The sequence below is a fragment of the Mesorhizobium intechi genome, assembly GCF_002879535.1.
Taxonomy (GTDB): Bacteria; Pseudomonadota; Alphaproteobacteria; order Rhizobiales; family Rhizobiaceae; genus Mesorhizobium; species Mesorhizobium intechi.
In genome coordinates this window covers 1-14,178 of the sequence record NZ_PNOT02000277.1, presented here as the reverse complement: position 1 = coordinate 14,178, position 14,178 = coordinate 1, and the positions used below count along the sequence as shown (strand labels likewise).

Sequence of the window (14,178 nt, the reverse complement as noted above, 5' to 3'; positions counted from 1 at the left end):
ATGCTGAACACCTCGGAATTCGGCCACGGAATATGCCAGAAGGTGATGATGATCGCCTCCGGCAGCCGCTCACGGATCATTCGCGGCAGCAGCGCAAAATGGTAGTCCTGGACCAGCACGATCGGCCGCTCGTTGCGGGCTTCCGCGACGACGGTGTCGGCGAATTTGCGGTTGACCGACTCGTAGGCCTCCCAATCCGAGGCACGGAATATCGGCCGGGTGAAGGCGATATGGCACAGCGGCCAGAGTCCTTCATTGGCAAAGCCGAGATAATAGCCTTGCTGTTCTTCCTCGCTCAGCCAGACACGACGCAGCGTGTAGGAAGGATCGTCCGGCGGCACCTCGACCCGATCGTTCTTGTCGACCACCAGCTTGTCGGCCGAACCACCGCCATAGGCGATCCACGTACCCGCACAGGCGCGCGTGATCGGCTCCAGCGCCGAGACGAGCCCGCTCGCGGGTACGACGAGCTGGATGTCGTCGCCCTCGCGGTTGTGGATATACGGCTCACGGTTTGAGACGACGATCACCTGGGCATCGGGAAGTTCGGCCGCCAGGATGTGACGCAGCGTTTCGGGCGACCACTGCACCAGTGCCGCGGCCGCCGACTGCCCGTTCTTCTCGAACTCCGGCAATGGGCCGCGAACACGGTCAACCTCCGCAGCGGCCAGCCTGCCCTTGCGCGCCCGCAACGCCATCGTCACCAGTACAATAACCAGGACGCCGATGGCTGCAACAACGAAGAGCCACAATGCGAATATGGGTACGACTAGATACGAACTGTTGTCGGGCATTGAAATCGATTACCTTTCAATGGGATACCGCAGCGGCTTTATGGGCTGAGTTTCGGCACCCCATGGCGTGGTGGTCAAACGCTCACGGTGCAGGATGGTTCCGATTTTTCAGCTCCTGACCACGAGTGGCACCAGCCCCTCATGCCGTTCGGCAAGAAAGGCGCCGACCCGATCTCCCACGCGCTGGAACGTCAGATCCACTGCCGCCTGCCCCACCGAAAGATGGCGGATGACGAGGTTGTCGATGCCGATCGGCAGGCGCGGCCGGGTCACATGGATTTCGCCTGTCCAGCCGTCGATCTGCAGGCCGAGGCACGATTGCATGAGCATGAAGGCCGAGCCGGCGGACCAGGCTTGCGGCAGGCAAGCCACCGGATAGGCGATCGGCGCTTCGCCGGCCGCGCGCGTGAAACCGCAAAACAGTTCCGGTAGCCGCATATTGAAATGGACGGCGGATTCGAAGGTGCCGCTCATCAGCCGCACGACGCTGTCGCGGCTGCCGTACCGCGCCAGTCCGGCAGCGCAGATCGCTGTATCGTGCGGCCAGATGGAGCCGTTGTGGTAGGACATCGGATTGAAGAAGATCGCGTCGTCCGCCAGCGTCCGCAGCCCCCAGCCGGAATGAAACGAGGCCGACAGCAGCTGGTCGGCGACCGCGCGCGCGCGATCCGGACGGGGAAGGCCGACATAGAGCAGGTGACCGGCATTGGACGTGCGCACCTTGCAAGGTTTACCATCGCCGTCCAGCGCCAGCGCATAGTAGCCGAGGTCTTCCATCCAGAAATGACGCTCGACTTCTTGGCGAATGGCGTCGGCGCGTATTTCCCAGCTCTCGGCGCGTTCCGCCTCGCCACGCAGACGTGCCAGCTTCGCCAAACCCTGGAACGCCGCGAAGACGTAGCCCTGCACCTCGACCAGCGCGATCGGCCCCTTGGGGATGCGGCCATCGGCGTGAAACACGGAATCGAAACTGTCCTTCCATCCCTGGTTGGCAAGGCCGGATTCCGCGGCACGCTGGTAGGTGAGGAACCCCGTCGGCCGGCTCGCCGTTTCGATCCATTGGGCCGCGGCGCACAGTGAGGGCCACAGCGTATCGATGAAGGCCGTGTCGCCGGTGCGATCCGCATAGGCGCAGGCAAGATGGATATAGAGCGGCGTCGTATCGACGCCGCCATAATAGCGGCCGAACGGCAACTCGCTCAGCGCCACCATCTCGCCCTTGCGGGTCTCGTGCATGATCTTGCCAGGCTCGGAATCGCTGAAGGGAGAGGTCTCGGTCGCCTGATGCTGAGCGAGAAAGGCCAGGACACCGCGCGCCAGACCGGGATTGAGCCAAAGCATCTGCAAGGCCGAGATCACGCCATCTCGACCGAAGGCGGTGGAGAACCAGGGAATGCCGGCATAGGGATAGGGCCCGGTCGCAAGTTCCGTGGTGAGCAGCGCTACATCGGCGCGCGCCCGCTCCATCCAGTCGTTGAAGACGCGGCCGGAACTGTGCAGCGTCGCGCCATGCCGGCGCTTGGCGCGCATGCCGAAACGAGCGCGGGCGGCAGCCGCGCGAAACCGGCGGCTTTCGGGGCGATCGTCCGTCGCATTGCCCACTTCCACATAAAGCGTCTGGCTGCTGCGCTTGGTGACGGCGATGATGAAATCGGCCCGCTCGGAAGTCAGTTGATCGGGCGTCTGTGAGAAGGAAATCGCCGATGTCCGCACGACCTTGTCCAGGCCTTCGTAGCGAAGCACGACCGCGTTCCCTCTGATCTCGGCGGTATGGGCGGTTCCACGCTTCGAGCGAGTCGAGCCCCGGACCTCGAACATGTCGCGGAAATCGGCGGCAAAACGCAGCGACAGTAGGATCGTCGAATGCTCACGGCTGTAGTTGGAGAGCGTTATACGCTCATACAGCCTCTCCTCCCACAACAGCCGCACGCGCTCGATATGCATGGCGCCTTGCGGAATCTGGCGGCCAGCGGCGCTCTCTATCGGCAGGTTGGTGAGGTTGGCGGTGAAGAGCACATTGTCCTGGCTGAGCGATGCGCCCAGCAACGACGTCGACCGCCCGCCGACGGTAAGGCGAAATTCGGAGAGCACGCGCGTGTCGTCGCGGAAGAACCCATCGCCGACACCGCGTATATCGCCATAGGCATCGGCAACGGCAAAGCAATCGCCATGCTTGAGCGCGAACAGCCGATGCGGCTCCCTCGGTGCGGTTTCGTCCAGGGAAGCCAGAGCTATGGCAGGATCAAGCTTGCGCTCGTCGAGTTGGGTGATGGTCAACAGGATGGTCCCGTGCTGGGGTTTTCGGACGGGTGAAGGCCTAGGAAGCTCTGCTTTGCTCATGGCCGTTGCGCAGGCGGGAGTAAGCCTCGACGTAGTCCCTGGCCATTCTGTCGGCTGAAAACCGCCTTTCGAACACCGCCCTGATGCGCCGCCTGTCGAGCTGCAGGAGAGCCGGCATCGTGGCGACCGCATCCTCGATGGTTTCGACGACGAAGCCGGTAACCCCGTAGTCGACGATTTCGGGCATGGCGCCGCAACTCCAGGCCATGACCGGGGTTCCACAGGCCATCGCCTCGATCACGGCAAGACCAAAAGGTTCGGGCCAATCGATGGGAAACAGCAGGGCGACCGCATTGCCAAGAAAGCTGCTCTTCTGGTTCTCGCCGATTTCGCCGACGTATTCGACCCGGTCGCCATCGATCAACGGTTGGACGACCTCCTCGAAATAGGCGCGGTCGCCATCGCCGATCTTGGCCGCTAGCTTGAGCTTCAACCCGGTGCGGCGGGCGATCTCGATCGCCCGGTCCGGCCGCTTATCGCGCGACATCCTGCCGAGAAAGGCAAGATAGCCGCCATCCGAACCCGCCTCGAAATCGGGTTCGTAGAGATCGACGGGCAGGCCGTGATGGATCGTGGCAAGCCAGTTGGCGGACGCAAACCGCGCCCGCTGGCTGCGCGATATGGAAACCATCGGGAAGCGCGGGAAGCGGTCATAGGCCTGCGCGAGATCCGCGTAGTCGAGCCTGCCGTGCGGCGTCGTCACCGTGCGCTGCGGCATGTCGCGGAAAAATGGGAAATGCAGGAAATGGCTGAGGTGGAAGTGAATCACGTCAAAATCGTCCGCGCGTTTCCTCACCTCGTCAAGCATCGACAGATGCGCCGCGATCTCGGACTTCAGCGGGCGCGGGTCGAGGCGAAGCGCCCGCTCGCGGCAGGGCACGAGTTTAGCGGAGGTCTTCGTGTCGCCGCTGGCGAACAGCGTCACGTCGTGGCCGAGGTCGACGAGGGCTTCGGTCAGGTAGGAAATGATGCGCTCGGTGCCCCCGTAGAGCCTTGGCGGAACGGATTCGTACAGTGGCGCGACATGAGCGATCTTCATGGCCCGGCCTTCCCTCAATGCGCTGGTCATGGAACGAAATGCTTCAGCCGCAGGATCGTTCCGACTCATTGGCGGGTGCGGCGAAATGATCGAAGGATATTTGATGTCCGATCATGCCGCCCTATTTCCTTTTGGCCGCCGAATTTGCACGCACGGCGGGCCAGGGAGGCTTCGGTGGAACCCAAGGATGTGCTGGAACCCAGGGACATTGCAGCCCGCCGCCTGAGCATGGTCATCGAACAATATGTCGAAGCCAGAAAACGGCGTTATGACTTCGTGTCGACGGATCAGGCCGCCAGGGTGATCCGCAAGATCCTGAAACCCGCGGACCCACCCCTCTCCGACCGTAAGCTGGACGATATGGTCGCCGCCGTCGCCGTCAAGAACGGCCTGGCGATCATCTTCGATCGTGGCGTCAGAGCACCGACCGATGACGCCGCAGCCGACCTGAGCAGAAAGGAACCGGCCATGCGAACACCAAGGGAGACTCCCGATGTTGCCGGCGCGGTGGACGCCATTCTGGCCACCCAGACCGCCCCTGTCTCCCAAATTACGCCGCTGTCAATGAGCGCGCTGATCTCGCTGCTGCGCGAACGGACCGGCACCACGCGATCGGACGCGGACCTGGAAGGCCTGATCGCCAAGAAGGCCGCCGTCCTGGACGTGCATTTGTCGCGGAACGGCTGACCGTCGATCGCGACGGGCCGCGGAGGCCTGCGGGCCAGCCGAAATGTCCTCGCTCGCGATATTCGGTTACAGCCGAAAGCCACGGATCGGCCCACAACGCCCTCGAACGAATCCTGTGTGCGTCCTTTCCCATGATCGGCACATACTGTAATTGCCTGCAGGTTCAGGCTGCCGCGCTTCAACTGGGGGCCGGACTGGCCTCAACCTGAACGTTATCCGATCGGGTTTTTCTACAAGAGCGTGTGTTTCGTCCAATGGCCGATAATTTTGGTTCGACGTCGGAACGCTCGTCGAAGGACTACCTGGCTTTCCTTGACGGGCTCAGGGCCATCGCGATCCTGTCAGTAGTGTTCTACCATCTGTATGGCGACCGCCTCCCCAATGGTTTTTTAGGGGTTGATGTTTTCTTCGTAATTTCCGGTTTCGTCGTCAGCTATACGGTGTCGAGGCGCTACCGGCGCCAGTCCGCTTTTCATTTTGTCTTGGATTTTTACGCGCGCCGATTCACAAGAATCATGCCGGCGCTGTTGGTATGCTTGCTGTTTACCGCGCTCGCCACCTTTCTGTTTGTTCCCGACGCTTGGCTCAGCACGTCAATCAGCAAAACCGCTTCTTCCGCTTTCGTCGGCCTGAGCAACATCTTCCTGGCCAAGGGAACCGACTATTTTTCACCCGTGACCGAGTTTAACCCATTCACCCACACCTGGTCTCTTGGGGTTGAGGAACAATTCTACATTGTCTTCCCGCTGCTGTTTTTTCCTTGGGTTATAGGACCGCGCGGCAAGCGATTCTCGGCGCTTGTTTATGGTGCGCTCGCCCTCGTGTCGGTGGCGATATGGCTGCATCTTCTGGCTGCGAGTCCGCTTCAGGCGTTCTACATGCCCTATGCCCGCTTCTGGCAGTTGGCATGCGGCATATTGTGCTTTCAGCTTGTCGGCCGGATTGGGGAACGGACGGGCTTCGAAAGGCATTGCAATCTTGCAGCCACGATCGCGCTGATCGGACTCGTGTCAACATTCGCGCTCGACTTTGGCAAAGCCTACGATGGGCTTGAGAACATCGCTGCCGTTGCCTGCACGACTGTCTTGATCGGATGCCTCTACAATCTGGGACGTGATCGTGCGCCACACTTTGCGGTGTTGGAAATAAAGCCGGTCAGGTTCGTCGGATGGATCTCATATTCTCTCTACCTGTGGCATTGGCCCGTCTTCGTGATCGCAAGATGGACGATAGGCACCGAAACCACCGCCACAAAACTAGCTGCGTTGCTGGTGGCCGTGGCGTTCAGCCTCGGCTCGTATTTCTGGATCGAAACACCGACGCGTCAATTGCGGCTTCTGAGAACCGCCCCCGACATAGCTGTTGTCGCCCTCTTTCTGGCTGTCATCGCTGCTGCATTTTTCGGCTTCAAACTGATGCGCGACAATCGATATGAAATCGCCTTGAGCACGGTCATGAGGAATCGAGGCGAATGGTACGCGACCTCACCAGACACCTCTCCCCAGCCTCCTGGTTGCGCCGTCGTCACGGAAGCTGTGGAAGAAGCGCTGTTCTTCACCAAAGGCGGGTGCCCCGGCGAAGGGCGTAGCGAGACCCTGTTCGTGCTGGGCGACTCTCACGCAGGAGCCTACACTCCTCTCCTGAAGCGCTTCACGCTCGAAACCGGTATCCGGACAGTGGTGGTGTCGACCGCCGGTTGCCCGTTTGTCAGCTTGGATCTTCGCCACGACGCTGAGCCAACGTGCGCTCGTGCCACGACTGCCAGTGCGGCGTACATAGCCAAGATTGCCAAGCCTCGCGACCTGCTGTTCCTGCCCTCGCTTCGGCTGACCCGGCTTAGCCTTCAATGGGCTGCTGGCCCCGACAGCAGCCCGCAGAGCAGCGAGATGCAGAGGGAACAAGCCGTCAAGAACGCTATCGATCAACTTACCCCCCTCTCCAAGGCGGGACTGTCGATTGTTTTCGAAGGCCCAAAGCCAATCTTCAGGGCCCCGGCCTTTCGATGCAGCGATTGGTTCAATTCAATGAACCCGTCCTGTACCGACGGATTCGATATCGATCGAAAGTTGATCGAAAATCTTCGATCACCAATATTGAAGGGCTACGCTGAGATATCAGCGGCTCTGCCCAACATTCACGTCTGGGACCCTTTGCCTACGCTCTGCCCGCAAGTTACATGTTCGGCATTCAGGAACGGTCACCCGTTGTTCTTCGACGGCGATCATGTCACGGCCTATGCCAATTCGCTTCTGGTGGAGGACTTCGTGTCAGCGATCGAGTCCACAATCTCCAAAGACCAAGCAGCACGCTTCGGGATGTGAACCACGTACCGGCCGGCTTGGATCGCAGCAGTTCCACAAGCCCGTCCTGGTCGGGCGGCTTGCGCTTTGGACGCGGAACCGTGACACGCGGGTTGTAACGATCGCCATTCTTCTGATCGAAACTTGCGGAGCATTTCTGGTCACTGCGACGGCCCACTACGGTGGACTGCTTGTCTACGAACTAGGCGTGAACGTCGCCAAGACCGCGATCGCTGATTGACCGGTTCGCGCCCTGTCATGCACGGCTCCAGCTTTGGACATTTGCCTCCACCGACAATGATTCAGATCAAGGCGCTCCGTGCATGTGAAATCTAAAGAAGCCTGACGTTGGAAAAACTCCGGAGGGCGAACATGCAAGCGGAAGCCATAATGAGCAAGCCAGTGGTCGGCATAGACCCGTCGGCATCGATCGCCGAGGCCGCCGGGTTGATGCTCTCCAAAAAGGTCAGCGGCCTCCCCGTCATTCGCGCCGACGGTGGGTTGGTGGGGATCGTCAGCGAGGGCGATTTCCTGCGACGCGGGGAACTGGGCACGGAGCGCAAGCGCTCGCGCTGGCTGGAATTTCTGGTCAGCCCCGGAAAGGCCGCCGACGAATATGTCCGCGCCAATGGTCGACGGGTTGAAGAGGTGATGTCGCAAGATGTCGTGACGGCATCCCCTGCAGCATCACTTGCGAAAGTCGTCGAGCTCATGACGCGTCACCACGTCAAACGCATTCCGGTCATCCAAGCTGGCAAAGTCGTTGGCATCATCACCCGCTCTGATCTTCTGCGGGCATTGCTCGGCGTCCTTCCGGATGAAGCGGCTACGGTCATCGATGACGAACAGATTCGGCACAACATCGCTACCGAGCTGGCGAGGCATAAATGGGCTGGCAAAGATTTGATCAACGTGATGGTGGACAAGGGTGTGGTGACACTGAGCGGCGCCATCTTCGACGAACGCGAGCGCCAGGCAGCGATCGTCGCCGCCGAAAACGTCGCCGGCGTCAATGCTGTCAAGGACAATCTCTTCTGCGCCGATCCCGTGTCGGTCGTCCTTGTCTCGTAGCGGAGCTGACATTGAGCGAGGCACCATTGCCTCTCTGTGTCGCCAGTCCCCGCCCAAGTCTTCGCCTCGCTTAGGGCGCGATCAGGGGTATCAATGGTCGAAGGAGTAACAGGGCAAAGCCAAGATGCGCCGCGCCCGCAACTTTTTCTGCCAGTGTTTTGCCTCCGCGGAAGCCCCGCCCCAGCAACAGCCACACCGATCCAGTGGCTGCTGTCATCACCAGTAGCACACCCCAGAAGATCTCCAGCGCGCGCGGTTCGATGTTCATCGGCTCGATAGCCAGGCAATAGATGAAGGCCTTCGGGTTGAGAGCACTGGTCGCCGCAACAGAAATGGCGTCGCCACTTTTGGAAGCGTTGGTCCGGGCGCTCGCCGTCAGACGCAGGTCAAGAATGACGAGCCATCCGGCTGCCGCCAGCCTCAGTATTGAACGGCGTCGGGCGACACGAAGGGACGCAGCGAAAACCAGCACGCCGATGCGATCCCATATCCGCATGCCTGAGCGGCCAAAAGCTTGACTGCTTTCTCTCGCTTGACCGACCCCGCCATCAAAAGAGCGTTGGTTGGCCCTGGTGCGACAAACAGCAGGAATGCTTCCAGAAAAAATAGGGTGTCCAAACTGCCTGGTCCCGTGGAATGTAAACCTGTCAACTGCAGAACCTGGCTTGCGTTGACTCTCGTCAAAACACGGACAGCACGGCATCGTCCAGACTGAGTACTCGAATGATTACGGTTGGTGATTACGGTTGGCCGGCCGCATGCCGCAGTCGAGCGATCAGGTCGCTGTTGCGGCAATAGTCTGGCGGGTTGTCGGCCTGCTGATGTTCGTCGAGCCAAACCGAGCATTCGTCCTGGTGCCCGCAGGAGCGGCAGCGGTCCACCGCCCGGTTGGTGACGGCGGCATGATCTGCCACGACCTTCAATTGGCCGTCGACGCCCAGCTTCCGCATCATGCGGTCCATCAAGGTGGCTCTGGCATCAACCGAAATCAGGTAATCGAGAAAGGTCATGGTCATCACTCCTGCCTGCTGGCGATCATTGGCATGTTGGCGGCAGGCGGCGTTGATCTCGATCAACAGCCGGCATCGTTGCCGGTCCCTGAGCCGCCAACGGCGAGCATGGCGCTAAACCTTGGCCACAAGGCGATCGAGAAATGACCGCTGACTGGCAAGCGACGTCTTGCGGGCCCGGCTCTCTTGTCCGAAAAACCAGCGCTTGGTCGCCTCCGAGGCGAGTAGATAGAGCGCGGTAATTGCGACTAGCCCGGCAAGTACGGGCAGAGGCAAGGGCACGAAGCCGAACCAGGCTGCGAACGGCAGATAGGGGATCATGATCGCGACAATCGCGACAGCCAATGTAAGCCAGGCAAGCAACGGGCTTGGACGGCTCGCCCAGAAAGCCCGGTGCGTGCGCACAATGAGCACGATGGCAAGCTCCGTCAGCAACGACTCGACAAACCAGGCGGTCTGAAATGCGGCCTCCGTGGCATGCGCAAAGGACAAGAGGAATGTGAAGGTCGCGAAGTCGAACAGCGAACTGACCAGGCCAAAGCTGATCATGAACCGCCGCACAAAACGGATATCCCAGTGGCGGGGTCGGTGCAGTTGGTCGGGATCGACGTTGTCACTTGCAATGGCGAGTGAAGGAACGTCGGAAAGGAAATTATTGAGCAGGATCTGCTTGGCCAGAAGCGGCAGGAAAGGCAAGAACAGCGAGGCGACAGCCATGCTGATCATGTTGCCGAAATTGGCGCTGGTGGTGATGGAAATGTACTTCATCGTGTTCGCGAAGGTCTTGCGGCCATCGTCGACGCCGCGCACCAGCACGCCGAGATCCTGCTTGAGAAGGATGATATCGGCCGCCTCGCGCGCGACATCGACAGCGCTGTCGACCGAGATGCCTATGTCCGCCTCATGAAGGGCAGGCGCATCATTGATACCGTCGCCCAGGTAACCAACGACACGGCCCCTGCTCCGCAAAGCCTGAACGATGCGCTCCTTCTGGTTGGGGTCGATCTCGACGAAGAGGTCGGTGTGCTGCACGCCTGCGAAGAGCGCGCTCTTCGTCAATTTCGAAAGCTCCTCGCCGGTCATGATCCTGTCGGCGCGCAAGCCGATCGCCTGGGCGAGATGCGCGGCAACGTAACGGTTGTCGCCAGAAATGACCTTTACCGCGATGCCGCGCTGGGCGAGTTCGGCAAGCGTCTCCTTGACGCCTTTCTTTGGCGGGTCGAGGAAAAGCAGGAAGCCCGCGAAGGCGAGATCGATCTCGTCTTTCCTGCTGAAGGTTTTCTGGCCCTCAAACCGACGGATTGCCAGGCCCAGAACGCGGTAGCCGTCTGCGCTCCAGCGTCGGAATTTTTCATCGATTGCCGCCCGGTGCACTTCATTGAGAGGTTCCAGCCCCTTCGCTGTTCGGACGAAACCGCAGGTTTCGAGGACATTTTGCACGGCACCTTTGGTAATCAGAAGATCCTCGGCGTCCTTGTTCCGCACCACTACGGATAGTCGCTTGCGAATGAAATCATAGGGGATTTCGTCGACTTTCGTGAAGGCCGCCAATGCGACGCCCTCCCCTGGCGCACCGGCGATTGCTTCGTCCAGTGGATTCTTCAGTCCGGTCTGCAGGGTCGCGTTGAGACGTCCCCAGAGCAGGATATCGGTTGACGGATTGCCGTCGACATCGAGCCATCCATCCAGATGGATAACACCTTCCGTCAGCGTCCCCGTTTTGTCGGTACACAACAAATCCATGCTGCCCAGATTCTCGATGGCATCGAGACGGCGCACGATGACGCCATCGGCTGCCATCGTGCGCGCCCCTCGAGCCAAGGTCACGCTGATGATGGCCGGGAGAAGTTCGGGCGTAAGACCAACCGCCAGTGCCAGTGAAAACAGCAACGATTCAATGAGCGGCCGATGCAGCATCAGGTTGGCGAAGAACACCAGGATGACAATCGCCAGCATGATCTCGGTCATCAGATAGCCGAACAGCCGGATGCCCCGGGCAAACCCTGTTTCGGGGATCTGTCGCTCCAGGGCCGCGGCGATCGAGGCAAATTCCGTGCGGGTGCCGGTTGCTGCTGCAAGCACCGTTGCGGTGCCGCTACGGACGGATGTTCCCGTAAAGACCGCGTTGGTGCGCTGCGTGAGCGCGGCATCCGGCGCCGATCGCCCGGTTGTCTTCACGGCGGGAAAGGTTTCGCCCGTGAGCACGGCCTCGCTGACGTTGAAATCGCGCGCATCCAGAATGATACCATCGACAGGGATCAGGTTTCCGGCCGAAAGCCGGATCACGTCGCCCGGCACGATATCTTCGGCGGCGACCGAGCACTCGGCGCCGTCGCGCAACACGATAGCCTTGCGCGAAATACGCTGTTTCAGTGCTTCGGTCGCCCGCGACGCACCGTACTCTTGGGTGAAGCTCAGGACGCAGCTTGCCAGCACGATCGCGCCAATGATCACAGCCTCCTGGCCATCCCCGACGAAGGCCGATACGCAGGCCGCGAAAATGAGGATCAGGACCAGCGGGCTCCGGAACTGGCGGGCAAACACTGCCAAGGCCGACGCGCTTGAAGTCGACACGGGCGTGTTACGGCCGAATTTTGCGAGCCTCGATGCCGCCTCAGACGAAGCAAGCCCCGAGACTGAGGTCGCAAGGCGCCGCAGGAGGTCATTGGTCTCGATCGACCAATACGCACCATCCTCTGGTGAGACGGATTGCTGGTCGGGCTCGCCTATCATCAATACGACATGAAGCGGTTGATGCGGCTCTCTTCGATCAACGTGCGGGTAACGCCGCCGAACGCCCATTCCCGCAAGCGGCTATGGCCATAGGCGCCCGCGACGATGAGATCCGCATGGATCGAGCGTGCGAATGTCAGCAACCGGTCGCCATCGGCTTCACCGGCGATCAGCTCGGTTCGCGCCTTGATGCCATGGTGCTTGAGAAAGACCGCGACATCGGCGAGGCTGTCGCGAATGCTTTCGCCGCGGTCGGCGTCAATCGTCGCAATCACGACTTCGCTGGCTTTAGCCAGGAAAGGCAGCGCATCAGCCATCGCCCGCCGCGCCTCCCTGGTGTCCTTCCACGCGACAAGAACGGTTTTTGCAAGGACGTGCTCGACGCTGGTTGCGGCGACCAGAACCGGACGCCCGGCACCCAGCGTCAGGCTGCCGACATCCACAGCGCGAAACACATCGTCTCCTGCCTGACCGGTAACGATAAGGTCAGCTGCTCTGGCCGAAACGCTGAGGAAACGGGTCGGGCTGCAAACAGCTTGCCCCCATTCGCTCAGGATCGAAGCAGGAACCAGCCTTTCGAACTCGGCTCGCAGTTCTGCAAGCCTTTTTTCGATTTCCGTGCGCTGGATCTGCATGATTTCGCCTTCGTAGACCATGCCTTGGCCAGTCGCGACCAGCGGCGGGACGTCCGCGGCCGCCAGACCGATGAGACGGGCCCCAAACCGATCCGCCAGTGCGACCCCAGCCTTTACGATAGGTGCGGGAGGTGCATCCACGGCGAGGTTTACGATGATTGACTTGTAAGACATCGCGGGGCGCCTTTCTCAACGATGGAGTGCGTGATGAATTGCATTCGCCGGCGCCCAACGCCTTGATGCGCGTCAAAGATCGCCAACTGCGCCTGCGCGCAAAAACGTCGGCTCGATCCGTTTTGCGTGTGCAGCGAGAAGTGATAGGTAGCTCCGTAGCGTCTCGAACCCAGGAACTTCAGGTGATCAAAGACGAAGCGCTCAGTTTGTCGCCCGGCGGGACCACACTCAAATCACTGCTGTCGCGAATGTTCGATCAGGCTCCGGGATTTATCGCGCTCATGCGCGAGCCAGGCCACGTTTTCGAACTGACCAATGCCGCCTACCAGCAATTGATCGGCAACAGGCAAGTGGTTGGAAAGTCCGTCCGGGATGCCTTTCCCGAGCTCGAAGGACATCAGTTTTTCGACCATCTGGACCAAGTTTACATGACCGGCGAGCCCTATAGGGGCCACGCGGTCAAGGTTGGCCTTCGCAACACAACCGACGGGCCGATCGAAGAGCGCATCCTGGATTTTGTCTATCAGCCGATCAAGGGCGACGATGGGCGGATCAGCGCGATCTTCATTGAAGGCACGGATGTCAGCGAACTCTCCTTTGCAAATGACGCACTTCGGCTGCGCGAGGACCATTTGCGATCCATCCTGGCAACAGTGCCGGACGCAATGGTCGTCATTGACGAACAGGGCCGGATCCAGTCCTTCAGCACCGCTGCCGAAACGCTGTTCGGCTACCAGTCAAGCGAGGTCATTGGTCAAAACGTGAAAATGCTGATGCCCCCGCCTTACCGCGACGAGCATGATGCCTATCTGCTTCGCTACCTGACGACGGGAGAGCGCCGGATCATCGGGCTGGGCCGCACCGTGACCGGGGCACGCAAGGACGGCACGACATTCCCGATGGAGCTTTCCGTCGGCGAGATGCACCCGGGAACGGGACGTTTTTTCACGGGCTTCTGCCGCGACCTCACCGAACGCCACCGGGCAGAAGCAAGAATCCAGGAGCAGCAGCAGGAATTGCTGCATATGGCGCGGTTTACAGCACTCGGCGAAATGGCTTCGACGCTTGCTCATGAGATCAACCAGCCACTGACGGCGATCACGAACTATTTGAAAGGCAGCCGGCGACTTCTCGAGAACAGCAAGGAGGAAAATGCGCCCATGCTGCGGGACGCCGTGGAGAAAGCGGCCGAGCAAGCCCTGAGGGCAGGAAACGTCATCAGGCATCTGAGGGATTTCGTTGCAAGAGGCGAAAGCGAGCGCCAGGTCGAACGACTGCCGATCCTGATCGAGGAAGCTTCGTCCCTGGCACTGGTCGGAGCACGGGAGACAAACGTCCTCGTCAGCTACAAGCTCGACCCTGCCGCCGAATTGGTCTTGACCGATCGTATCCAGA

At 60.5% G+C, this 14,178-nt stretch carries 11 protein-coding genes; 4 read left to right on the top strand and 7 right to left on the bottom strand.

From position 1 onward, the window contains the following. The 3 genes from C1D09_RS24335 to C1D09_RS24325 form a co-directional block, all read right to left on the bottom strand. On the bottom strand, positions 1–794 hold a 794-nt coding region (locus C1D09_RS24335), incomplete at its 3' end, for a trehalose-6-phosphate synthase (RefSeq protein ID WP_143976647.1). Between the two features lie 108 nt (positions 795–902). Next, positions 903–3,065, bottom strand: coding sequence for an amylo-alpha-1,6-glucosidase (locus C1D09_RS24330; protein ID WP_143976651.1), 2,163 nt, complete (start codon positions 3,063–3,065; stop codon positions 903–905). A 46-nt stretch (positions 3,066–3,111) separates the two neighbouring features. Continuing rightward, the gene (locus tag C1D09_RS24325) at positions 3,112–4,173 is read right to left on the bottom strand and encodes a glycosyltransferase family 4 protein (protein WP_143976646.1); all 1,062 of its coding nucleotides are present in this window, start codon (positions 4,171–4,173) and stop codon (positions 3,112–3,114) included. 174 nt (positions 4,174–4,347) lie between these two features. Here C1D09_RS24325 and C1D09_RS33520 point away from each other — a divergent pair, with 174 nt between their 5' ends. The 3 genes from C1D09_RS33520 to C1D09_RS24305 all read left to right on the top strand — a co-directional run bounded on the left by C1D09_RS33520 (position 4,348) and on the right by C1D09_RS24305 (position 8,231). Next, positions 4,348–4,860, top strand: coding sequence for a hypothetical protein (locus tag C1D09_RS33520; RefSeq protein WP_246135860.1), 513 nt, complete (start codon positions 4,348–4,350; stop codon positions 4,858–4,860). Positions 4,861–5,114: 254 nt separating this feature from the next. Then, the gene (locus C1D09_RS24315) at positions 5,115–7,181 is read left to right on the top strand and encodes an acyltransferase family protein (protein WP_143976645.1); all 2,067 of its coding nucleotides are present in this window, start codon (positions 5,115–5,117) and stop codon (positions 7,179–7,181) included. Between the two features lie 351 nt (positions 7,182–7,532). Then, the gene (locus C1D09_RS24305; protein WP_143976643.1) at positions 7,533–8,231 is read left to right on the top strand and encodes a CBS domain-containing protein; all 699 of its coding nucleotides are present in this window, start codon (positions 7,533–7,535) and stop codon (positions 8,229–8,231) included. Positions 8,232–8,301: 70 nt separating this feature from the next. Here C1D09_RS24305 and C1D09_RS24300 read toward each other — a convergent pair whose 3' ends face one another. The 4 genes from C1D09_RS24300 to C1D09_RS24285 form a co-directional block, all read right to left on the bottom strand. After that, positions 8,302–8,727 carry a hypothetical protein gene (locus C1D09_RS24300; protein WP_246135859.1) on the bottom strand — a complete coding sequence of 142 codons (426 nt, stop codon included), beginning with the start codon at positions 8,725–8,727 and terminating at the stop codon, positions 8,302–8,304. Positions 8,728–8,971: 244 nt separating this feature from the next. Further along, positions 8,972–9,307, bottom strand: coding sequence for a DUF6455 family protein (locus C1D09_RS24295; protein WP_246135858.1), 336 nt, complete (start codon positions 9,305–9,307; stop codon positions 8,972–8,974). 48 nt (positions 9,308–9,355) lie between these two features. Continuing rightward, on the bottom strand, positions 9,356–11,974 hold the full coding sequence (gene mgtA, locus C1D09_RS24290; protein ID WP_246135861.1) for a magnesium-translocating P-type ATPase: 2,619 nt from the start codon (positions 11,972–11,974) through the stop codon (positions 9,356–9,358). Then, positions 11,974–12,783, bottom strand: coding sequence for a universal stress protein (locus tag C1D09_RS24285; RefSeq protein WP_143976641.1), 810 nt, complete (start codon positions 12,781–12,783; stop codon positions 11,974–11,976). The genes mgtA and C1D09_RS24285 overlap by 1 nt, the downstream gene beginning before the upstream one ends. A 182-nt stretch (positions 12,784–12,965) precedes the next feature. Between C1D09_RS24285 and C1D09_RS24280 the strand changes: the two genes are divergently transcribed. Next, positions 12,966–14,178: PAS domain S-box protein (locus tag C1D09_RS24280; RefSeq protein ID WP_143976648.1), on the top strand; the 1,213-nt coding region annotated here is incomplete at its 3' end.